Source organism: Flavobacterium anhuiense (genome assembly GCF_004151235.1).
GTDB lineage: Bacteria > Bacteroidota > Bacteroidia > Flavobacteriales > Flavobacteriaceae > Flavobacterium > Flavobacterium anhuiense_A.
In genome coordinates, this window is record NZ_JUIV01000014.1 from 1 (window position 1) to 24570 (window position 24570).

Here is a 24570-nt window from a genome sequence, read left to right on the forward strand (position 1 = left end):
TAAAGTTAAATTTTGTTACCGAATTATCTAACCTTTACAGGAATGACAAACTGTTCGTTATAAACTAAGAACTAATTACTAAATACTAACCACTCATAACTCATAACTCATAACCCATAACTCACAAAGCCTTATAACTCACTTTGTACTCCACATTCGGTTTTACAATCAATTGATATTTGTTTTTTGCTAATTCAGTAATTGTTCCAGAGTTTGTTTTAGGTTTGCTGGCACTTTCAAAAATCAATTTTCCTTCTCCTTCGCCTGCTTTTACTTTGATTTCTTTTGTACTGCAATACACAGCAACTTCTCCGTTTGGTGTTGGCACTTTTCCTTCCATCCATTTTAAACCGCCTAAAATAGGTTTGATTTCGTATTCTGAATAACCTGGAGCAGTTGGTTTTACACCTAAATAATATTTCCCTAACAAATAAATCGGACTTGCTCCCCAAGCGTGGCAAAGGCTTTTACCGTAAGGACGACCGTACATTGTTAAATGTTCCGTTCCTTTTTTGTTCGGATTGTATTCTTCCCAAAAAGAGGTTGCGCCTTCATTGAGCATGCCGCCCCAATAATCTTTCATTTCTTTTAAAACATAATTCTGTTCGCCTATCGCACATAAAGCTTCCAACTCATAAAAACGCATATATGGTGTTGTAATTTGAAGAACATCTTTATTTAGTAGTACTTTATTTTTTACGCTTTGTTTTTGTTCTTCATTAAAATAATTGAAGAAAATACCAAACATATTAGCGTATCTGGTTACGATGTTTTGTATTTTCCCATCGATACGCTGGTGTTTCATCACGTTTTCTTTTTTATCCCAAAAAACATCAAATAATTTGGTTTTTAAATCAGTTCCTAATTTTTGATATTGTTTTTGGTCTTCAGTTTTTCCATCAATTTCAGCACTTACCGCCATAGCTTCTAAACTTCTCGCTAAAAGCATTTGTTCAAAACTGACTTCGCCTGTTTTTGGCAATCCGTCTGCCCAGTCAATAAAAACCCAGTCGCCTTCTAATGGCTCAAGGAATCCGTTTTTGTTTCTTCTTTCTAAACAGAAATCCATAAGTGATTTCATTCTCGGATAAAAAGTTTTGATGAATTTTGTATCGCCTGTGTGCAAATAATAATCGTAAACACCTACAAACCAATACAGCGAATAATCCATTATAATATTTACGTGAGCCGTTACAGGATCTTTTCCGCGAAGCGCTAACAAAGTTCTTTCTACAGAAGCCGAATCAAAGAATAAATAATAATTCATTAAATAACTTTGATAAGCATCACCAGACCAAACCCAACGGTCGCGTTTAATTCCGTCAATAAAAAATTCACGAGAAGTCAAATGCATAGTATAAGCCGACACATCCCAAATTTTATTCAATTGTTCGTCTGAAGATTTGAATGCACCACGATAATCTAATGGCAGATATTCATAAAGCATTGAAATCGAATCGTATTTTACACCTGCATCTGCTTGTACCTGAACATAACGAAATGCTTTCGAACCGTCATGCGTATAAGTTTCAGATTGTTTTCCGTCAAAAGATAAATGGTCTAAAGTTTCGCATTTAGCAGAATCCAAAGCTTCTTCGCGAGATTCACCGTAATAAAGCGCTAATTTCCCTTTTCCTTTTAAACCGTGAATTTTAATATAACCAAAAGTTTCTTTTCCGAAATCTACCAACTGACCCGCTCCTATTTTTTCTGTTTTTTTAGCGCTTAAAGGTTTCGTTGTTAGTTTGAATCCTGAAGGTTTACTTTCTGGCGAATTAAAATTCCAAGAACCAACAGGAACCCATGGCGTACCGGATTGCTGTGCTTTTCCGGTTTCATCAATCCAAAGTTTGTCTTCATTGGTTACTTTCCATGAAGGATCAGATTTAACATATTTTCCATTAATATAAATTGCCGGCAATACTTCCTGATTGTAGACTTTAAAAGAGATTTTGTGTTTTCCGGCAGGAATTGCAATAGATTTTGGCTGTCCGTAAATCTGAACGCCGTCTAAAAGCAATTGAAAAGGTCCTTCTGAGTAAATTTTCACGTCGTCTGGTTGCGGAATATCTACTTCTGTTTGAAAAGTAACCAAAGCATACGGACTGTAATATTGCCAAAGCGGAGGAAATACAGCTTCGCGTTCTGTGCGTCTTACCTGCATTTTATTGCTTAACCAAACTTCGAAATCTCCTGGGTACCAGATCCATGTCGCTTCTTTTGTTTTTTCTTGTGCCGATGATGGCAAACAAAAAATAAAGGCAACAAAAAGAAGTAAAATTTTAAAAATGGTAAAGCGGTTTAGCATAGTTAGTGTATTTTGGGACTAAAGTTAAGTGTTCTCATCACATTTCACACCCTGCACTATCCTGCTATTTCATAAAAAAGGGTACTTTTTGATAATTTTTTAAGGGAAAAATTATGGCTTATCACTTTTTTAGTACTAAAAAAAATGATGTTAGAATTTTATGGGACGCGGATGAGACGGATTTGCTATCGCGAAAACGCGAATGAAAACGGGTTTTTTCTTTTTTACTATCAATAGCTTTGTTAAAGTTTTGAAACTAAAAATCTAAGGAGCTTTTATAAACACTTAATTTTGAAAGCGCTGTCCGCATTTTTGTCATTTCGACGAAGGAGACTCGAGCGATAGCGAACAGGCGAAGCAAATCTTCGCAAGTAACTCCGCAACGAAAGTCCAATCTTTGTCGAGTTTCTCGTGGAGATTTCTCCTTCGTCGAAATGACAATGATTCTGGTAATTTTAGATAAAACTAAAAGAAAAAATCCGTGCAAATCCTTGTCTTTACGAAGTAAATCCGTCTCATCCGCGTTCAATTTACACTCAAAACCTAAGCAATCATCCTTTCAGATTCATTTTCATCTTCTAAAATATAATTAGAAGGTGTTTTGCCCAAATGTTTTTTAAACATATAAATGAAAGCACTGGTGTTTTCGTAACCCAAATTGAAAGCGATTTCTTTTATGGATTGTTTTTCGCCCAAACGTTTTATGGCTTCAAGCAATTTTAAACGAGTTCGCCAATCACTGAAATTCATTCCGAGTTCTTTGATAAATAAGCGTGACAAAGTTCTACTGCTCATAAAAGAAAGCTCAGCGTAATAATCGATTGTATTTTTGCTGGCGATATCTTCCATTATCAGTTCGACTACTTTTTGCAATCTTTCGTGATTGGTTGTTGGCAGGAAAGTCGCGCTTGGTTCTATTAAAGCCAATTCGTCCAGAAAAACCGATATGATTCTGTGTTGTGGAGGAGTTAAATTTCCTTCAACTCCAAAAGAAATAATTTTGAAAACCAATTGTTTTAAAAACATCGGAATATCAAATGAAAAACTTTTCTCTGGCAATCCTGCCATTGCAGACGGATCGATAAAAACGCTGTAGTAATTAACGTCTTTCTGAAAAGTAACCTGATGCTCTACTCCACCCGGAAGCCACAAACCCTGCAACGGATTTACCACCCAAATATGATTGCCCACAACAACATTCATTACGCCACGAGTAGCATAAATCAATTGTCCTCTTGGGTGCGAGTGTGAAATACACATTTCGTTGGTTACCATTTCGGTATAACCAATAACAGGAATCGATGGATCTTCTCTGTATCCATGTTCCTGCGCCATTCTATATGTCCGAATCTGGTTATTCATTGTCCAAATATAGCAATTTTGACATTGTTATTTGTTTCAATTTTGTAAAAAATAATACAGCTGTTGTTTTTAAACCTAAATTAAGAATCAAAAAATAACTCATGAACACTATTAAAGCAAATCCTGACATAGTTAAAAAAACTACGTATTCGATACTTTTTATTATCAGTTTTTCTCATTTAGTCAATGACCTTTTACAGGCTGTAGTGCCGTCAATTTATCCGCTGTTGAAAGAAAACTTTAACCTGAGTTTCTCTCAAATCGGAATCATCACTTTTACCTACCAAATCGTAGCTTCTATCCTTCAGCCTTTTGTGGGAATGTATACGGATAAAAATTCTAAACCGTATTCGCTGATTATTGGAATGTGTTTTACGATGGTCGGACTTTTTATGGTTTCAATCGCTTCTAACTTTATATACTTATTATTATCAGTGAGTTTAATCGGAATCGGATCTTCGATTTTTCATCCTGAATCTTCTCGTGTGGCGCATTTGGCTTCGGGCGGAAAAAGAGGTTTAGCGCAATCCATTTTTCAATTGGGCGGAAATGCCGGAAGTGCCATTGGCCCTTTGCTAGCTGCGTTTATCGTAATTCCACATGGCCAAAGTTATGTGGCTTGGTTTTGTATTATTGCTTTGGTCGGCGTTTTTGCTTTGTATAAAATTGCAGTTTGGTATACAGAACATTTATCTGAAAGAAATGCGAATAAATCGGCTCATAAAATTGAAACACATCATTTATCTAAAAACCGTGTAATTGCTTCTCTTGTAATTTTATTGGTTTTGATTTTCTCTAAATACTTCTACATGAGCAGTATTACGAGTTATTATACGTTCTTTTTGATTGACAAATTCCATATCTCGATTCAACAGTCGCAAGTGTATTTATTCTTGTTTTCGGGAGCTGTTGCAGCAGGAACTTTAATCGGTGGTCCAATTGGAGACCGTTTCGGACGTAAATATGTAATCTGGGTTTCTATTTTAGGCGTTGCTCCGCTTACTTTGATGTTGCCTTATGTTTCTTTATTCTGGGTTGGAACTTTATCTGTAATTATCGGATTGATTCTTTCTTCGGCATTCTCAGCGATTCTGGTTTATGCAACTGAATTAATGCCTGGAAAAGTCGGACTTGTAGCGGGTCTTTTCTTCGGATTTGCTTTCGGAATGGGCGGATTGGGTTCTGCTGTTTTAGGAAAAATCGCCGATGCTACGAGTATTGAATATGTATTTAAGATCTGTGCTTTTCTGCCTTTGATTGGGGTAATTACGGGGTTCTTGCCGAATATTGAAGGGAGAAAAAAGGCTGAGTAATTTTTTTATGCCACAAAGACGCTAAGACACAAAGGTTTATTTTAAAAAAGTTTCAATTGCGTCCCGATAAATCGGGATGTAAACAAAATACAAAGCTCAAAAGGCTTTAGCCAAAATATCTACAATTTGGCTAAAGCCTTTTCTATTTTTACTAAATACACCTCCAGTTAAAACTGGAGGCAACTTATAAAATAGATTTGCTTTATTTACAATCTTTTTCAAAACATAGCCCGTGGTTTCAACCACAGGAAACATATTTTGACAAACGAAATGTTATATTCTTTGCGTTCCCGTGGTTGAAACCACGGGCTATATTTGAGGTTCTTTGAGTTTATTAATTCCCATTAAAAACCAAATATAAAATGAAAATTGTTAACCCTAACAAACCAAACAAAAGCTTAACCTTTTTACTAGTTTTAGGAATATCCGTTTCATCTGAAACATTCACTTCAGGATTTTTATCGGTTAAAGAAATGATTACTGCTGTAATTAAAAGCACAGCAAAAATGTAAAAGGAAATCAACAAAAAGTGAGGCCAAACTGGATATTTATCCGCAGGAAAAATCCACAAGTATAAAACCCCAACAAACAAACTAAAGGCAGAACCCCAAGAAAGCGTTGCATTTACGGCTTTTTTGGTTGTGCGTTTCCAGAAAACACTCAAAAGGAAAACAACAGATAACGAAGGCGCCAGAAAACCTAAAACCGCTTGAAAAATGTTGAATAAATTCTGTCCTTTTATATTGTCAATCGCAACGGCAATTAGAATCGCAAAAACACATCCAGCAGCAATCGTTAAACGTCCAATTTTAATCTGATCCTGAATCGACGCCGTTGGATTGATTTTCTTTACATAAATATCATTCGTAAAAACGGTGCTCAAAGCGTTTAGAGAAGAACCAATTGTTCCCACCAAAACGGCAATCATTACACAGATAACCAAACCATTCATTCCGCTTGGAAAAAGGTTTGTAACCATGGTCATATAAGCTAAGTCTGAATTACTTCCTAATTCTGGATATAAGGCATAACACAAAATTCCTGGTAAAATAAATAACGGAAGCGCCATAACTTTTAACCATCCAATAAAGTTGACGCCCAATTGTCCCTGTTCTAAGTTTTTAGCTCCTAAAACACTTTGCACCATCGATTGATCCGTACAGAAAAAAGCAACTGCCGCTACAGGATATCCTAACAAAATTGCTGGCCATGGATAATGTGCATCATCAGAAGGACGAACTAAATTCCAAAAATTAGAGGGCGTTTTGGCAATTAAAACATCAATTCCGCCAAGTTTTTGCAAACCTAAAAAGGAAAGCGTTAATGAAACTACGATCAGCAAAATCATCTGAAAAACATTGACTTTAGCAATCGCTTTTAATCCTCCCGCAAAAGTAAAAATTCCAGAGAAAATCACTAAAACAGTAACGCTCTGCCACATCGGAATTCCCAAAATCTGACGCACTAAAACTCCTCCGCTGAATAATCCTAAAGACAGCCAGCTTACTAATATTTTTACTAAAGCGTACCATGCCAAAATATTTTGGGTACTATCGCCGTAGCGTTTTCCCATATATTCGGGCATTGTACTTACTTTGCTCGCAATATATCTTGGTGCAAAAACCATGGCCAAAAGCAGTAAAAATACAAAAGCATACCATTCGAAATTTCCCGCTACAATTCCCGTAGCGTAACCAATACTTGCAAAAGCCAATAATGACGAAGGCCCAACATTGGTTCCCCACATGTTAAAACCGATGCTGTACCAGTTTAAGGAATTTCCCGCCAGAAAAAGCGTTTCGTTTTTCTTTCTCTGCTTCATACTGACCACATATCCAATGACTAGTAAAGCCACCAAATAACCCGCAACAATAACAAAATCGAGCGTGGTTAATTTATCGTAGATGCTGTTCATAGTCCGTATTCATTAAGAATATCGGCAATTTTAACCGGCATTCCAGTTTGCAGCGATTTATCCATTGCTTGTAATAAAGCTACGGTTCCAATTCCTTCTTCCATGTTTGGATACGCTTCAAAACCTTGTTCGATACTGTCTACAAAATATTCTAAATAATTCTGATATTCTCCGCCATGATGACTTTGTCCTTCAAAACGGAAATAATATTTTATCGTACTGTCGCCCCAAGTAATTACTTTTTCTTCTCCAGTTTTGTCTGTAATAGCATAACGCAATTCATGATAATCGGCCTGACTTGCTCCTTCCGTAGCACGCAGAATTGTACTCATTCCGCTGTCGCGTTGTGCTGGCTGAGTCGGAGACGTATACACACCGCTTACACGTGCAATTCTTCCGTCAGTTGCTTTAAAGATAAAGTGCATCGTATCTTCATTCTTTAAACCTGCATTTTGTCCGTTACTGCTGATCATTCCGTAACCCATTACTTCCTGAATATTCGGCAAATACCATCTAATAAAATCTACAGGATGACTCAAACCTCCATACAGCCATTTAAATGATTGTAATAATGACCATTCTTTCTTTAAAAACCATCTGTGATCGGCGTGATATTGTGCTTCAATCGTAATTAAATCTCCTATTAAACCTGCTTCGTAATCTGCTTTTTGTCTTTTGGCTGGTTCGAAAAAACGAGAACTTTGACCAATAAAAACTTTTTTTCCAGTTGATTTGCTTAATTCTAGCAATTCTTTTGCATCCGAAAGATCATCGATAAAAGGTTTTGTACAAACGACATGTTTTCCGCTCAATAAAGCTTGTTTTACGTGTTGTGCATGCAAATGATCTGGCGTATAAATCGCGATAATATCAATTGACGCGTCGTTTAGTAAATCGTCGTAATTAGTGGTGTACGAATGAAAATCGAATTCTTTTGCGCGCTGTTTGCACAATTCTTCGTTTCGGTCGCATATTTTAACGAGTTCTAGTTTTGAACTTTCTATTGCAGCCGACATTGTGCTTCGTCCTTCTCCAAGTCCTAGAATGGCTATTTTTAACATGGGTATATTATTTTAGATTTTTGAGTTTAGATTATTTCCGAAATCTTCTCTGAGGTTAGTTTTATTTTTTGACGCAGATTCAGCAGATTGGGCAGATTTTCTTTCTTCTTGATTCTCCAGAAAATCTTTCTTCTTGTCTCTTTCTTCTATTTTTTCTCTTCCACATTCACCTTATCTAAGAAAATCCAAGTTTCGTCTGGTTTTGCGCCTTCAATTCCAGATTGGTATTTTTTCATTAAAGCGTTCCAATCATCTACACGAGGATTATTTTGTGTTGTTTTCGGATTTAGTTTGTCCAGATTTTCTCCTTTCGGAATACTGATTACCAAGATTAATTGTCTGTCTTTTTTGAAAACTTGCAATTGCTGGAAATCGGCATTACAGAAACCTTTGGCAACTTCTGGCCATTTCTCGAATTGCGTTTTATGATACTCCACGTATTCTTTTTGCAACTTTTCATCAGCAGGAAGATTCGCTATTAAAACTACATTTTCCCAATCCGATGCTGGTTTTGAATCTTTACATCTTTCGAAGTTTTGGAAATCGTAAACCAGATCTTCATAGATTTTAATTTGTAATGATGGAAAAGCGCCCGCCAATTTTCGCTTCGTTCTTTCCGGCTGATTCATTTTTCCATAAATCACCAAATGATTTTTCCATTGGTACAATTCCTGACCTACAATTCTAAATCCAGTTAAAGTCGATTTGATTTTTTCAATATCAAAATCAGAACCTATTAATTCGATTGCATACGGTTTTGGCATTTCCTGCAATCCCCATTTTTCATCGATTACGACCTCTTTTTCTAAATCTTTGTAAGGTGCTCTAATTCCGGCTGCATCTTTAATTTTTGAACTTACATAAGGATCATTATGTTCCCAAATATTTCCTTTTGGTCCGTTATGATTTTTAAGGATTTTCTTTTCAGCAATCCAGTTGTTTTTAATCGTAAAACCTTCGCTTCCTTCATCCGTGTATAAATACAGCCATAAAAACGGATCGTGTGCATACGGACTGTTGTAAACTTTGTCAATATAATTTTCTTCAATTCGGCTTCCTGGCTGAGCCGAAAGCGTATAAATTCCAGCAACATCATGCAAATGTTTCGCATAATGATGAATTTTATTTCCTAGAATTTTATTGTTTTGCATCACATTAGGCGTGTGTGTCCAGCCCCAGCCCATCGCGATTCCTGAGTATGATACATCTGAAATTTCGTTGTGTTCAATCGTAATATTTCGAACAAAACCAGCGCTGATTCCCAAAGTTCCCCAATCTTCATTGGTTACGTTGGTGATTAAATTATCAGCGATTACTTCATCCGAACACATTTCTCTTTTGTCTTTTATGATTAAAGGCAAATGCGCTTCAAAAGCTTCCTCAGAAAAAATTCCAACATTAATGGCACTTCCGCCAATATCTTTAAATAAATTTCCTTTTACCGTATTGTGATTTGTTCCTTTATTTAAATCTAAGCCAGTCGAAGCCAAATGCTCAAAACGACACAATTCAAATTGAATATTATTAGCATAATTCACTTCTACGGCAGCGCGAGGTCTTCCAACCCAAGCCTGATTCTCTAAATTCGCCTGATTTGGCGTTCCCGGCTGTTTCAATTTGTAAGCATCCAGCAAATACAAGCCAGACTGCAACGGCACATGACCTTGCTGTGAAGGACGAAGCCAGTTGCTGTACTGAAATGAAATTCCTTTAAACTGAAAATGATGTACAGGAGAATCTATTGTTCCTTTTACTTCTAAAAGGTTTTCCAAAACCGGAGCGGTAACTTTAACTGAATTAATATCTTCTCCAGCTCTTGGAATATAATAGATTTTAGCATTTTTTTTGTCCAAATACCATTCGCCAGGTTCATTTAAAAGCGAAAAAGCGTTGTTTAAGAAATAAGCCGAATTTCCGTTGTTTTTAGAAATCCACGGAGCTGGCCAAGGATGTTCGCTTTGAATTCGGCTTTCAGGTTCTTCAAAAGAAAGTCTGGCGCTGTCTTTCTGAACTTCAATATTTTTAATTCTAAGATTCGCATTCGACCACCATTGTACAATAAACATTTCCATTCCAGGTTCGAACTTAACCGATTTATCTTTAAACGGAATCCAGCAAGTCTGTGATTCATGATCCCAAGACAAAATTCTTTCCATCGAGTTTCCAGCCGTATTTTTAGCTCTAACTGCCTTTTTATCGTTTACCCATAATTGTCTGAAATCAATTAAAGTTCCTGCTTTTGTTGGTGCATCTGCCACCCAAACTGAACCTTTTTTCAATCCGTTTATTACGGTTGTCGATTTTGTCCAGTTTTTGATTTCGATTCCACCGCTTATAATTGGTCTTGCATTTACATCGGCTTCGATTGTTGTCGGACTGTCCGCAGTTCCAGAATCTTCAGGGCGCACAAATAAAGGCTCGTTTAAATAATACGTTCCGTTCATTACTATAATACGAATCCCGTCTTTTATTGATGGATCTTTTAAACGACGAAGTTCTCTGGCTTTTCGTATTGCCATGTGAACCGTTGCCAGCGGATTTGATTTTGTTCCGATATTCGAATCTTTTCCTGATGGCGAAACCCAGATTTCAGCTCCACTTGCTGAAAGTGTGAATACCATTAAAAAAACAATCAGTAATTTGTTGAAAGGAATTAAACGCATTATTTATAGTATTGATTTTTTTCTTCAGCTAAAATTACGAGGCATTTATTTAAAGCGCTATAATTTTTACAAATAATTGTATTTTTAACACTTTTACCAAATAACAGGGACAATTTAAAAGAATATAAAATTACGTGCATCCTGTACCCTCCTGTAATATTGGCTTCAAGACATTCATTTCGAAAATTCGGCTTTTAATTATCTTCTAATTTCCCAATTAAAAAAGTTAAATTCATAAAAAATCTGTTATAAACTCACTAAAACTGTCATTTCATATTATTTTTTTAATAGATTTGTGTAATCGATTACATTAAATATTTCAAATTAAAAAACTGTAATTTTATTTATTGAATAAAAATTCACAGAATAAAAAAGGATTTAATAGTAAATTGATTTCCCTGAAAGACTTTTAACTATAATACAAATAAGAATGAAAACTAACCGAATTAACATTTTATGTATAGCTCTCGCCTCTTTTGCTTTGAGTTTCAATACAGTTTCTGCACAAAAATCTGCTGATACTTATAAAAATATTGAGTTTAAAATGGCTGAAGTTCAAGAACCTGTAATTCCGCAATACAGCGTGAATTTAAAAGACTTTGGAGCGGTAAACGGTGGTTATGTTTTGAATACAAAAGCTTTTGCTGATGCCATAGATGCATTGTCTAAAAAAGGCGGTGGAAAACTAATTATTCCGCCAGGAATTTGGCTGACTGGTCCAATCATTCTAAAAAGCAATATCGAATTGCATGCTGAAACAGGTGCGTTGATTAAATTTTCTACTGATAAATCTTTATATCCTATTATAGAAACCAGCTTTGAAGGTTTAAACACTTGGCGTTGTATTTCTCCTATTTACGGAAAAAACTTAGAGAATATCGCTTTTACTGGAAATGGCGTATGGGACGGTTCTGGTGAAGCATGGCGACAAGTCAAAAAAAGCAAACTGACAGACGAGCAATGGAAAAAAATTGTCGCTTCTGGCGGTGTTTTAAACGAAAAAAAGGACAGCTGGTATCCTTCTGAACAATATTTAAAAGGTGCTAAAGGAGCAGATCAGAACATTCGTCTTGACTTGAAAACGAAAGAAGATTTTGAAGCGATTCATGATTTTCTACGTCCTGTTTTGGTCAGCATTCAAAATAGTAAACGAGTAATGTTTGACGGATCTGTTTTCCAAAATTCTCCAGCTTGGAATATTCATCCTTTATTGATTGAAGATTTAATTGTTCGAAACATAACCGTTCGTAATCCATGGTTTTCTCAAAATGGTGATGGTCTCGATGTGGAATCTTGTAAAAATGTAGTAATTGAAAATTCAAGTTTTGATGTAGGTGACGATGCCATCTGTATTAAATCGGGTAAAGATAAAGACGGACGCGACAGAGGCGTTCCATGCGAAAATATCATTGTAAAAAATAATATCGTTTATCATGGACATGGCGGTGTTACCGTTGGAAGTGAAATGTCGGGAGGAGTAAAAAACCTTCATGTTTCAAACTGCACTTTTATGGGAACTGATGTTGGACTTCGTTTCAAAAGCACACGCGGACGTGGCGGTGTTGTAGAAAACATCTTCATCTCTGATGTTTTTATGACTGATATTCCATCACAAGCGATTTCTTTTGATTTGTATTATGGAGGAAAATCAATCGCTGAAACTTTGGCTGAAGGCGGAAATACCGTGAGCACAAAAGCAATTCCGGTAAACGAAGAAACGCCTCAGTTTAAAAATATCGTGATCAAAAACATCACAATTAAAGGTGCTCAGCAAGCGGTATTTTTGCAAGGTCTTCCTGAAATGAATTTAGAGAATATTGAAATTTCAAACCTAATTGCTAAAGCACAAAAAGGCTTTTCTATAATTGACGCTAACGGAATTAAAATCAGTAACACACAATTGGATATTGAAGCCAAAAATGCTTTTGAAATTTACAATACAAAAAATCTTTCGCTGAAAAATATCGAGTTTAATCCTTCTTCATCAAATGCTATTACGATTAATGGTGAAGCGAGCAAGAATATTGATTTAAGTGGTTCTTCGGTAAATTTTTCGAAGACGACGACTATTGATAAAAATGTATCTAAGAAAGCGGTTAAATTCTAGAACCCTTTTCAAACATAAACCGTGGTTTCAACCACGGGACGTAATATTGTCACGTCTCGTTTTGTTTTACCGTAGTTGAAACTACAGGCTATGTTTTTATCATTCCTAGAATAAGAGGCCAAAGGCCTTAAAAGCATCACCATAGGGCAACGCCCTATGATTTTTCATAAACCTACATTATAAAGCCCTGAAAGGGCGTAAGCAATTACGTGACGATTAATGCTTACGCCCTTGCAGGGCTTTTTTACTTCTTACTATTTGCTGTCACTGGGCGTTGCCCAGTGTTCATGATGTGAGCCTTTCAGGCTCTTATAATCTATGAGCTAACTCATAACAACTCATAGCTTATAAAACTCCTTCGCATTCTCAAACCAAATTTTATTCTGGTCTTCAACAGAAAACTTCGAAATATAATCTTCTAAAGTTTTTACTACTTCATTATAATCTGAAGCTACATTTAGAACTGGCCAATCAGATCCATACATCAATTTATCAATTGAAAAGTTTTCAAAAATTATATCTAAATAGGGTTTCAATTCTTCTGGTTTCCAGTTTTTCCAATCGGCTTCTGTGACCATTCCAGAAATTTTACACCAAACATTATCGTATTTCGCAATTTCTTCAATTCCTTTTTTCCAGCTTTCAATGCTTCCTAATTTAATATCTGGTTTTGCAATATGATCGATTACAAATTTTTGGTTTGGAAAATCTTTAACCAAACTAATAGCCGCTGGCAATTGACGCTCAAAAATCAATATATCATAAGTATAATTAAATGGTTCTAAAGCGGTAATTCCTCTTCTGAATTCTGCTCCATCCATAAAATCATCTGCTTCGCCCTGAACAACATGTCTAAAACCTTTCAGTTTTTTTTGATCTGAAAAGAATTGCAAACGATCCTCAATATTCTCATTTCTTAAATCAATCCAACCTACAACTCCTTTTATAAAATCATTTTTAGAAGCTAAATCCAATAAAAACTGAGTTTCTTCTTCCGATTGGCTTGCCTGAACAGCAACACAACCTTCAAACTGATTTTCTTTTAATAATGGTTCTAAGTCTTCAGGAAGAAAATCTCTTTGAATATTCTGCATCGTTTCATCAATCCAGCTGTCTCGAACGGGATCAAATACCCAAAAATGCTGATGTGAATCTATTCTTTTACTCATAACTTTTTAATTAACATCGCTGATTAATGCACGATCTAAATGTACGTAACCTCCATCCACAAAAACAAATTGTCCTGTCGTATGGGATGATTTTTCAGAAATGATGAAAAGAGCTGTATCTGCAATTTCTTCTGTTTTTGTCATTCGGTTTTCTAATGGAATCGTTTTACTAATTTTTTTCAAGACCGCTTCTCCATCTGGCAATGTTTTAATCCAATCTTCATACGCAGGTGTATAACTTTCGGCAATAATAATCGCATTCGAACGAATTCCGTACTGAATCAAATCGACAGCCCATTCTCTCGTTAAGCCCAAAACCCCGCCTTTCGCAGCAGCGTAACCCGAAGTTCCGCCCTGTCCAGTTAAGGCAACTTTTGAACCGATATTTAAAATATTTCCTTTGGATTCTTTTAAGTATGGAAGTGAATATTTAGCTAAAAGAAAATAACTTACCACATTCAATTTCAAAGAATTCATAAAATCCTCGTAGCTTGAATCTAATCCTGCTCCGTCATTTACGCCAACATTATTAATTATGGCATCGATTCTTCCGTACTTAGCTCCAATTACTTTTACAGCGTTTTCTATTGCAAGAGGATCGGTTACATCAGTTTGTACAAACAGTGAATTTACTCCTCTTTTTTGAAGTCTTTCTACATATTCAAAACCTCTTGCATTTCTGTCAACTAAAACTGCGATTGCACCTTCATCAGCCAATCTGTTAACGATTGTTTCTCCGATACTGCCTTCTTTTCCAGCCGAACCAGAAACAACAACTATTTTATTTTTTAAGTTTAAATCCATTTTTGTGGGTATTTAAAGTTTAGTAGTAGTTAGATTTTTTAAACACATAGAAACATAGATTTTGGAATCGCATAAAGGCGTTTCACTTGCATTAACACACATAGCTATGTGTTAGAAACTAGTTTCTTTCTATTCTCTTTCGAGAAACAAAAAACTCTATGTTTCTATGTGTTTAAAAAAAATTATTCTATTTCAATCAACGCCTTAATTACATTATTTTTAGGATCAATCAAATTCCCAAAATCAGCAATCATTCCATCAAAATTAGTTCTGTGCGTGATATATTTTTTAGGATCGATTTTTCCTTCTTTCAGGCATTTCATTACATATTCAAAATCTTCGATCGTAGCATTTCTGCTGCTCATTAAAGTCGATTCTCTTTTGTGGAAATCAGGATGACTGAAACTCAATTCGCCTTTTTGAAGTCCAACCAAAACAAATCTTCCGCCATGCGAAATATAATTAAAAGCGCTGTTCATTACTTTCTGATTTCCAGTCGCATCAATTACCACATTTGCCATATCTCCGTTGGTTAATTCAGCTAATTTTTGAGCAACGTCATCGTTTAATGGATTAATTGTTTCATCTGCATTTAGTTCTGTTTTGCAGAAGTTTAATCTGTAATCGTTGATATCCATTACGATTACTTTTGCACCTGCAATTTTAGCAAACTGAATCAAACCAATTCCAATTGGTCCTGCTCCCATTACTAAAACCGTATCCGTTGGTTTTACAGCTGCTCTTCTAACTCCGTGCGCTGCAATTGCTAATGGTTCAACCAAAGCCAGTTCATCGTAATCTAATCCTTGACCGTGCAATAAATATTGTTCCGGAATCGAAACATACTCAGCCATTCCGCCATCAATATGAACTCCGAAAACTTTAATATTTACACAACAATTCGTCAATCCGTTTCGGCACGCTACGCATTTACCGCAGTTGAAATACGGAATAAAAGTTACTTTATCTCCAGGTTTAAAACCTGCTGCATTTCCTTTTACATATTCAGCCGCCAATTCGTGGCCTAAAATTCTTGGATATTCAAAATAAGGCTGAGTGCCTCCAAAAGCGTGAATATCAGTTCCGCAGATTCCGATTCTTTTAATTTTCAATAAAACTTCGCCCTCTTTTGGTTCTGGAATACTGGTTTCTTTTAATAGAAATTCCTGCGGTTTTTCGCAAACAATATATTTCATTTTATTCTTTCTTAAATTTTATTTTTGATATGTTACAGCTTTGTCTGCTCGTTCCTAAAATAAGTTATCAATTAATGTTTCATTGCAATTCTTCAAAAAACAACAAAGCAAAACTAATAAATGTAAAAATTACAATTACAAAAATACTTTTTAAAAATTAATATCGAGATAAATTTTGTTTTTCGACTTAATAAAATAGTTAAACTTTAAATTTTTATAACATTTTTTAAATGGTTTGTAAAAATTGCATCAAGAATCATCAATTTATTTAAAAAAGATTTCTTAAAAAGAAACGATTTCTTGCCTATTTAAATCTTATTTCTACTTTTGTAATTGTGTTTTTTACATTTATTATTTCAATCGATTACATTTTCAGAATTAGTTAAGAACATATGAAACAGCTCCATCAAAAATTAAACGTGGCAGGCTCAAATTCAAAATATATAAGAAATGAATATTCCCTATAAACCTCTACTTCCCCAAACAGAACAGCCTATTGTAATTATTGGAGCAAGCGGTATTGTAAAAGATGCGCATCTTCCTGCTTATGAAATGGCTGGTTTTAAAGTTTTTGGCATTACCAACAGAACAATTTCAAAAGCTTATGATTTGCAGAAAGAATTCAAAATAGATCATGTTTTTGAAACTATTGCAGATGCTGTAAAAAATGCGCCATCGAATGCTGTTTATGACATTACAGTTTTGCCCGATCAATACATTGAAATTCTGGAGCAATTACCTGACGGAGCTGCAGTTTTAATTCAGAAACCAATGGGAAATGATTTAGCCCAAGCACGCGAAATAGTAGAAGTCTGTGAAAGAAAAAATTTAGTTGCCGCAATTAATTTCCAATTGCGTTTTGCTTCTTTTGTAAGCGCCGCAAGATATTTAATAGATCAGGGAATTATTGGCGAATTATACGATTTAGAATTCAAAGTAACTGTAAATACGCCTTGGGAACTGTTTCCTCTAATTAAGGAACATCCGAGGTTGGAAATTCTTTTCCATAGTGTTCATTATATTGACTGTATTCGATCTTTTCTGGGAAATCCGAAAAGCGTAATGGCGAAAACATTCAAGCATCCTCTTAAAAAAATATCATCAAGCCGATCTACGATTATTTTGGATTATGGCGAAAATATCCATGTGGTAATCAATACAAATCACGATCATCATTTTGGTCCAAAGCATGAAGAAAGCTATATTAAATGGGAAGGAACAAAGGGCGCTATTAAAGCAAAAATGGGATTATTGATGAATTATCCTGACGGTCTTCCGGACGTTTTTGAGTATGCGCTTCCAAAAAAAGATAATGAAAATGAATACGAATGGACAGAAGTAAAACTCGAAGGTTCATGGTTTCCTGAAGCTTTCATCGGAGCAATGTCTAATCTGATGCGTTACAAAGAAGGTTCTGACCAAAACTTGTCTGCAAGCGTTCAAGATGTTTTAGGAACAATGAAGATTGTGGAAGCCTGTTACGTGAGCAGTAAAAACGGCGGAATTTCTTTTGATGAAGTGTAATTAAAACACTATATTTCAAAACTAAAAAACAAAATTTAAGTCTCTTCAAAAAAAGTGTTTTAGCTTTTATTTAAAAGAGCATCACCGATAAAAAAATAAAATTATGTATTTCAACCCAACTTCTTCGAAGATTATCCAATCGACGACAAACGACGTTTAAATACGCGATGACTTGCTGCTGCTAAGATATCGAGTTATTTAAAAACTTTGCGACTTATTGTCTTTGTTGCAAAAAAAACTTAGAATCTCAGTATCTCAGAACCTTACCACCTTTAAAAAATAAACTAAAAACTATCTAAACAATGCAAATTACAAACCAAGCCGGCGATCAACATGAAGTGCCAACCGAAGGCGGAAATCAAAAACAATATCTGCTTCCTTTTATTTTAGTTACATGCCTATTTTTTCTTTGGGGAATGGCCCATAATCTTGATTCCGTATTAATTCCTCACTTAAAGAAAGCGTGCGAATTAAATAACCGTCAATCTACTTTAATTGATACTTCTGTATTTTTTGCTTATTTTATTATGGCGATTCCTGCGGGAATGCTTATCAAAAGGTTTGGATATAAAAATAGTATCATAACTGGACTATTAGTTTTTGCTGTTGGAGCTTTTTTGTTCGTTCCTGCTGCGAATACCAGAACTTATGAATTGTTTTTATTTGCTCTTTTTGTAATTGGCTGTGGTTTAACCATTTTAGAAACAAGTGCAAATCCGTACGCTGCGATTTTAGGACCAGCAGAATCTTCTTCCAAAAGATTGAATTTAGCGGCATCTTTTAACGGATTGGCCGCAATGGTTGCTCCTATTGTGGGTTCGTTATTTATTCTTTCAGGAACCAATCATACGCCAGAACAAATGGCTGCAATGCCTGAAGCCGAAAAAGCAGCTTATCTTTTAGGTGAGGCGGCTTCTGTAAAAATGCCATATATTGTATTGGGAAGCATCTTAGTTCTAGTTGCTGTTATCTTCTATTTTGTGCAATTGCCTTCAATGAAAGCTACTCATACAGAAGCTGAAATCAAGCCTGGATTTTTCTCAGTTTTAAAATTCAGACATTTAAGCTGGGGCGTTGTCGCTCAGTTTTTCTATGTTGGAGCTCAAGTTTGCATTACTAGTTTCTTTATTAGAATTGCACAGCAAGGAGCTGGCTTAGATGAAAAAACAGCTGGATATTATTTAGGAGTTTACGGCTTCCTTTTTATGGCAGGACGTTTTATTGGAACATTCTTTTTAAAATTTGTAAAAGATTATGTTCTGCTTTCTATCTATTGCATAATGAGTACATTGCTTTGTCTAGTGGCAATTTACGGTTCTGGAATTGCAGTAATTTATGCTCTTGGAGGAATCGGGTTCTTTATGTCAATTATGTTTCCAACGATTTTCTCTTTAGGAATTAAAGGCTTAAAATCGAATACTGGAACAGGTTCTTCTTGGTTAGTAATGTCAATTGTTGGCGGTGCTATTATTCCGTACGGAATGGGAACTTTAATCGATATGAATCATGATGATATTCAGTCAGGATATATTATTCCTTTAGTTTGCTTTTTGATCATTCTTTCTTTTGGAGCTTTTGGGCATAAAGTGAAAGCGGTTTCTGAATAAAACTCAAACACTATAAAATCAAAAACGCCTCCAATTGGAGGCGTTTTCTTTTAGTCATGTTTATTAATGGTGTTTGCCATTACCGTGATCGTGGTTCTTGTCTGACTTATTTCCTTTGTTTCCTTTATCATTTCCGTAGTGGTTTCCGTTGTTGCCTTTCGGTTTTTCACCTCTGTTTTTCTGAGGTTTTCCGTGGTAACCTTTCGGATATTCCGCTCTGTGTTTTTTATGGTACTTATAAGGTGCATCTCCTCTATAATCGGTCAAAACCACTTTATAACCTGAGTATAAATCATAATTTCTATATCTTGAAGGAAGTCTTCTTTCACGCATCCATTTTCCGCTGTTGTCGTAAATAAATACGCTTTGATTTATATCATAATATACGTCAATGTCAGGCAAATAATAATATCTGCTATTATCATATCCTTGTGGTCCCCAATTTGGAGGGGTACCAATATTTACATTTACTGAAACTTGCGCTTGAGTAAAAAATACACTCATAAAAAGCACAGAGGCAAATACTAACTTTTTCATGTCTTTAGAATTTAAATGTTAATTTTAGTAGGTATTAATCGAAATTGATGCCAGAATCTAATATTTAAGCATCCAGTATATAAATTTAGTAAACAAATCGACGAATAGCGGTTTTTAGTCGATGTATTTTATCTCTTTCTTATTCTGCTGGTCGATATAAAAAGATTAATAGCTGAAAAAAAGGTAGAAATATTGATGAAAAGAAAAACGCCTCATTTCTGAGGCGTTTTATTGTCATGTTTTGTAGGGATTATACTGAACTAGTATGATCTATGTGGAACGGCTACTAACTCTCAATATCTTCATTTGAATGATTCAAAAGTAAAAACATTGCAACAATTTGAAACATATTTTAGACCAAAGACCTAATTGCAGCGGCAAACGTTTCATTTTAAGAAATAAAACCTATCTCCACCCACCGCCTAAAGCTCTGTACAGATTAATAACAGCTTGCAATTTTTGCAGATTATCGGCTACTCCACTTAACTGTGCGGCCAAAAGATTTTGTTGTGATGTTAATACATCTGTATAATTGGTTGCCGAACTATATTCTAACAGTTCTTGAGTAAAATCTACTGCTTTTTCTAAAGCTGCAATCTGTTTTGCTCTCGAATCTTCTTTCTCAACAGCCATTTCATACGAATACAACGCATTTGAAACTTCCTGACCTGCCACTAAAAGACTTTGTTGGAAATTATTGTAGGCTTGCAATTGTTGCGACTGAGCTGTTGTCAATCTCATTTTATTAAGGCCATTATTGAATAACGGCTGTGTTAATCCTCCAATAATTGAATAAAATATCGAATGGCTGAAGAAATCGTTTAACTCTAAATTTGAAAATCCTGTGCTTGCCGTAAGTGTCAAACTTGGATAGAAATACGTTTTTGCCAAATTTGTCGACTCAAAAGCCACTCTGAAATTGAATTCCGCTTGACGAACATCAGGACGATTATTTAATAGCTGGGCAGGCATTCCGATTGCAATTTTCTCAGGAATAATCTGTGTTCCTAAAACACCTCTATCAATTGGTCCAGGAGCTTGTCCTAGCAAAATATTTATTGCGTTTTCGGTTTCACGAATGTTTTGCTTCAAATCTGGAATTAAAACTTCAGCCGCATGCTGATTAGCCTCACTCTGAACAACAGCTGCTCCTGTTACGATTGCACCTTCTTTTAAAGCTTTAATCGTTTCTACATTTTCAATACGGGTTTTTAAAGTCTGTTCTGTAATTTCTAATTGCTTATCGTATGCTAAAAGCAAGAAATAATTATTTGCAATATCAGCAATCAATTGTGTCTGAACAGCCTGTTTTGCTGCATCAGAAGCTAAATATGTCGCTAAAGCAGCTCTTTTGGAACTGCTTAATTTTCCCCAAACATCAATTTCCCACGAAGTGCTTACGCCTAATTTATAAGTCGTTGTCAAAGTATTGATGTTGATTCCTGCTGGAAAGTTCAACCCTGCCTGAGATTGTTTGTTATGGGTTACATTAGCATCTAATTGCAAACTTGGATAATAAGCCAATTTGCTCTGACGCAGAGAAGCTCTTGCCTGAACAATATTCTCAATTGCATTTTTTAGATTCAGGTTCTGATCTAATCCTTTTTGAATTAAAGCATTCAGTTTTTCATCTTTAAAAACAGTATTCCAAGGCATATCTGCAATTGTCGTAGAATCGGTTTCAGACTGATCGCGATACAATTGATCTGTTTTTAATGTCGTGGGACGTTCGTATTTCTTGGTAACAGAGCACGCACTAATAAGTGCGGCTGTCATTACCAGTAAAATATATTTATTTGAACTATTCGTCATTTTCGTTGTAATTAAATTTTACTCTTTGTGAGCTTCTATTAAATGAATTTCGTCTTCATCGTCATCGTCATCATCATAGCCATCTTTTGCCGGACCGCTTACTTTTTCTTGTAAAGTCTGGAAAATGATAAACAGAACCGGAATAACAAATACTCCTAAAATTGTTCCGATTAACATACCTCCAACGGCTCCTGTACCAATCGATCTATTTCCTACAGCTCCCGCTCCAGAAGCAAACATTAATGGAACCAATCCTAAAATAAAGGCAAACGAAGTCATCAAAATTGGACGTAAACGTGCTACTGCTCCATCAATTGCTGCTTGCACAATCGGAAGTCCTTTTCTTCTTCTGTCCAAAGCAAATTCGACAATCAAAATACCATTCTTCGCAAGAAGTCCGATCAGCATGATTAAGGAAATCTGCAGGTAAATATTACTATTCAATTTGAAAATAATTGAGAACAGATACGCTCCAGCTAATCCAAACGGAATTGAGAATAATACCGCAAAAGGCAGAATGTAACTCTCATATTGTGCACTTAAAAGGAAGTAAACGAATACCAAACATAAAATGAAAATGAAAATCGTTTCACCACCCGACGCTAATTCCTCACGTGTTAATCCAGAAAATTCATAACCATAACCTGCAGGAAGATTTTCTGCAGCCACTTCTTGAATTGCCTTAATGGCATCTCCAGAACTGTAACCAGGTTTTGGTGCTCCTGTAATCGAAATTGAGGTAAATAAGTTAAATCTCGAAATCGATTCTGGTCCAAAAACTCTTGTCATTTTTACAAACTCTGTAATTGGTGCCATATTTCCTGCACTATTTCGAACGAAAATCTTATTCAATCCTTCCGTATTCGTTCTAAATTCTGGAGCTGCTTGAACCATTACACGGTATTGTTTCCCGAATTTATTGAAATTTGAAGCGTATAATCCACCATAATATCCTTGCATGGTTGACAGAATCGTATTTACCGAAACTCCTGCATCTTTCGCTTTCGCTAAATTAATATCCATCATATACTGAGGGAAACCAGGGTTGAATGGCGTTGTCGCATATTGAATTTCTGGACGTTCAGATAATTTTGTTAAGAATTCGTTATTCACTTTATAGAATTCAGCTGTTGTATGTCCACCTTTATCCTGTAATTGGAATTCAAATCCACCACTTTGTCCAAAACCTTGAATAGTTGGAGGCGAAATGAAGAAAATATTAGCTTCACGAATACCGCTTGTTTTAGCAAAAAGCTGTCCGATTACATCATCAACACTAAGATCACGCTGATCCCATGGATACAGTTTTACAATAACCATACTGTAAGCACTACCTGCTCCAGCAGTAAAGTTTTGTCCGACAATACGAAGCGTATTTTTAACTCCCGGAATGGTTTTCGCAATACTATCTACTCTTTTAGCAATAATATCAGAACGCTCCATTGAAGCTGATGGCGGTAAACTAATGTTAGCAAATACAGTTCCTTGATCTTCTGAAGGCACGAAAGCAGATGGCGTTGTTTTCATCATATAAACCAATGCCACACCAGCAATTAAAATTGAAGCTAATGCAATCCATTTTTTTGCAGAAAGAAAACTCACCGAACGTTTATATCTTGCCGTAACATTATCAAATGCAACGTTAAATGAAGTATAAAAACGCTGTAAATAACTTTTATGTTTATGATCGTCAGCATGTGGTTTCAATAAAAGTGCACATAAAGCCGGACTCAAAGTCAAGGCGTTTACTGCAGAAAGAATAATCGCCACAGCCAGTGTAATACCAAACTGTTTGTAGAAAACTCCTGTAGATCCTGTAATAAAGGTTACGGGAATAAATACCGCAGCCATTACCAATGTAATCGAAATAATCGCTCCCGAAATTTCGTCCATTGCGTGAATAGTCGCTTTTTTAGCCGATTTATATCCGTGATCCAGTTTAGCGTGTACGGCCTCGACGACGACAATTGCATCATCGACCACAATACCAATGGCGAGCACCATCGCAAAAAGCGTCAATAAGTTAATCGTGAATCCGAATAAATTTAGGAAGAAAAACGTACCTACAATCGCAACCGGAACTGCAATCGCTGGAATTAATGTCGATCTAAAATCTTGAAGGAAAATAAATACTACGATAAAAACCAATATAAAAGCTTCAACCAAAGTATGAATTACTTTTTCGATAGAAGCATCCAAGTTCTCGTTAACGTCCACCATAATGGTGTATTTCATTCCTTTTGGAAAACTTTTAGCCGCTTCTTCAATCAGCTTTTTAGAATTGATGATTACGTCACGCGCATTTGATCCAGGAGTCTGGCTAATTGCCATCGCTGCCGATTCTACACCGTTTGTTTTGATAGTTGAAGAATAACTTAAAGATCCTAACTCTACTTTAGCTACATCTTTAAGTCTTAGCATTTGTCCGTTTCCAACCGATTTTATAACAATATTCTCAAATTCCTGAGCGCTTGTTAAACGTCCTTTGTATTTAATTACATATTGAAAAGCCTGATTTCCGTTTTCACCAAATTTACCTGGCGCTGCCTCGATGTTCTGCTCTGCCAAAGCTGCCGAAATATCACTCGGAATCAGTTTATACTGCTGCATTATATCTGGTTTCAGCCAGATTCTCATAGAGTAATCTTTTGCACCAAAAACCGTTACATCTCCTACTCCAACTACACGCTGGATTTGCGGTACAAGGTTAATTTTTGCATAGTTTTGAAGAAACGTCTGATCGTATGCTTTATCATCACTGTATAAAGAGAAAATCAATAAGTTACTACTCTGGCTTTTAGTTACCGTAACCCCAGCCTGAGTTACCTCTACTGGCAATAAACTTGTTGCTCTAGAAACCCTGTTCTGAACGTTTACCGCTGCTAAGTCAGGATTTGTACCTACTTTAAAGAAAACCTTGATTGAAGCGTTACCATCATTTGTTGCTGTAGAAGTCATGTAAGTCATGTTTTCTACACCATTAATCTGCTCTTCCAGCGGAATCACGATACTTTTCAGTACCACATCGGCATTGGCTCCAGTATAACTTGCCGCAACGTTTACAGTTGGCGGTGCAATATCGGGATATTGAGAAATCGGTAACTCAATTAGGCCTAAAACACCTAAAATGACGATAATAACAGATATTACCGTTGAGAGTACGGGTCTTTGTATAAATCTTTTAAACATTTC

Annotated in this window: 15 protein-coding genes; 4 read left to right on the forward strand and 11 right to left on the reverse strand. The window is 35.7% G+C overall.

The window, feature by feature from the left end:
* Positions 1 to 121: 121 nt before the first annotated feature.
* Positions 122 to 2308 carry a family 78 glycoside hydrolase catalytic domain gene (locus NU08_RS16000; protein ID WP_129748121.1) on the reverse strand — a complete coding sequence of 729 codons (2187 nt, stop codon included), beginning with the start codon at positions 2306 to 2308 and terminating at the stop codon, positions 122 to 124.
* 543 nt (positions 2309 to 2851) lie between these two features.
* Entirely contained in the window at positions 2852 to 3670 is an 819-nt protein-coding gene (locus NU08_RS16005; RefSeq protein ID WP_242502572.1) for an AraC family transcriptional regulator, read from the reverse strand.
* A 101-nt stretch (positions 3671 to 3771) separates the two neighbouring features.
* Between NU08_RS16005 and NU08_RS16010 the strand changes: the two genes are divergently transcribed.
* On the forward strand, positions 3772 to 4983 hold the full coding sequence (locus tag NU08_RS16010) for an MFS transporter (protein WP_129748122.1): 1212 nt from the start codon (positions 3772 to 3774) through the stop codon (positions 4981 to 4983).
* 334 nt (positions 4984 to 5317) lie between these two features.
* Here NU08_RS16010 and NU08_RS16015 read toward each other — a convergent pair whose 3' ends face one another.
* The 3 genes from NU08_RS16015 to NU08_RS16025 form a co-directional block, all read right to left on the reverse strand.
* Complete coding sequence (locus tag NU08_RS16015; RefSeq protein WP_129748123.1) at positions 5318 to 6898, reverse strand: sodium:solute symporter; 1581 nt, start codon at positions 6896 to 6898, stop codon at positions 5318 to 5320.
* Positions 6895 to 7959 (reverse strand): Gfo/Idh/MocA family protein, encoded by a 1065-nt coding sequence (locus tag NU08_RS16020; RefSeq protein WP_129748124.1) that lies wholly within the window; start codon positions 7957 to 7959, stop codon positions 6895 to 6897. Before NU08_RS16020 ends, NU08_RS16015 begins: the two co-directional genes overlap by 4 nt.
* Before the next feature lie 146 nt (positions 7960 to 8105).
* The gene (locus NU08_RS16025) at positions 8106 to 10622 is read right to left on the reverse strand and encodes an L-rhamnose mutarotase (protein ID WP_129748125.1); all 2517 of its coding nucleotides are present in this window, start codon (positions 10620 to 10622) and stop codon (positions 8106 to 8108) included.
* 430 nt (positions 10623 to 11052) lie between these two features.
* Between NU08_RS16025 and NU08_RS16030 the strand changes: the two genes are divergently transcribed.
* A complete protein-coding gene (locus tag NU08_RS16030; RefSeq protein WP_129748126.1) occupies positions 11053 to 12729 on the forward strand; it encodes a glycoside hydrolase family 28 protein in 1677 nt (558 codons plus the stop codon).
* A gap of 338 nt (positions 12730 to 13067) precedes the next feature.
* On the opposite strand, the gene NU08_RS16035 is transcribed toward NU08_RS16030, so the two are convergent.
* The 3 genes from NU08_RS16035 to NU08_RS16045 all read right to left on the reverse strand — a co-directional run bounded on the left by NU08_RS16035 (position 13068) and on the right by NU08_RS16045 (position 15898).
* Positions 13068 to 13898, reverse strand: a complete 831-nt coding sequence (locus NU08_RS16035; protein WP_129748127.1) for an amidohydrolase family protein — start codon at positions 13896 to 13898, stop codon at positions 13068 to 13070.
* 6 nt (positions 13899 to 13904) lie between these two features.
* Positions 13905 to 14702 (reverse strand): SDR family oxidoreductase, encoded by a 798-nt coding sequence (locus NU08_RS16040; RefSeq protein WP_129748128.1) that lies wholly within the window; start codon positions 14700 to 14702, stop codon positions 13905 to 13907.
* A gap of 182 nt (positions 14703 to 14884) precedes the next feature.
* Positions 14885 to 15898 carry a zinc-binding alcohol dehydrogenase family protein gene (locus tag NU08_RS16045; RefSeq protein WP_129748129.1) on the reverse strand — a complete coding sequence of 338 codons (1014 nt, stop codon included), beginning with the start codon at positions 15896 to 15898 and terminating at the stop codon, positions 14885 to 14887.
* Positions 15899 to 16348: 450 nt separating this feature from the next.
* Between NU08_RS16045 and NU08_RS16050 the strand changes: the two genes are divergently transcribed.
* Positions 16349 to 17422, forward strand: a complete 1074-nt coding sequence (locus NU08_RS16050; protein ID WP_129748130.1) for a Gfo/Idh/MocA family protein — start codon at positions 16349 to 16351, stop codon at positions 17420 to 17422.
* 302 nt (positions 17423 to 17724) lie between these two features.
* Positions 17725 to 19029, forward strand: coding sequence for an L-fucose:H+ symporter permease (gene fucP, locus NU08_RS16055; protein WP_129748131.1), 1305 nt, complete (start codon positions 17725 to 17727; stop codon positions 19027 to 19029).
* A gap of 63 nt (positions 19030 to 19092) precedes the next feature.
* Here the strand turns inward: fucP and NU08_RS16060 are convergent, their stop codons facing one another.
* From NU08_RS16060 to NU08_RS16070, 3 genes are all read right to left on the reverse strand, one after another.
* Positions 19093 to 19566 (reverse strand): hypothetical protein, encoded by a 474-nt coding sequence (locus tag NU08_RS16060; RefSeq protein ID WP_129748132.1) that lies wholly within the window; start codon positions 19564 to 19566, stop codon positions 19093 to 19095.
* A 405-nt stretch (positions 19567 to 19971) separates the two neighbouring features.
* Positions 19972 to 21378, reverse strand: coding sequence for an efflux transporter outer membrane subunit (locus NU08_RS16065; RefSeq protein WP_129748133.1), 1407 nt, complete (start codon positions 21376 to 21378; stop codon positions 19972 to 19974).
* Positions 21379 to 21396: 18 nt separating this feature from the next.
* Positions 21397 to 24567 carry an efflux RND transporter permease subunit gene (locus tag NU08_RS16070; RefSeq protein WP_129748134.1) on the reverse strand — a complete coding sequence of 1057 codons (3171 nt, stop codon included), beginning with the start codon at positions 24565 to 24567 and terminating at the stop codon, positions 21397 to 21399.
* Positions 24568 to 24570: the final 3 nt, after the last annotated feature.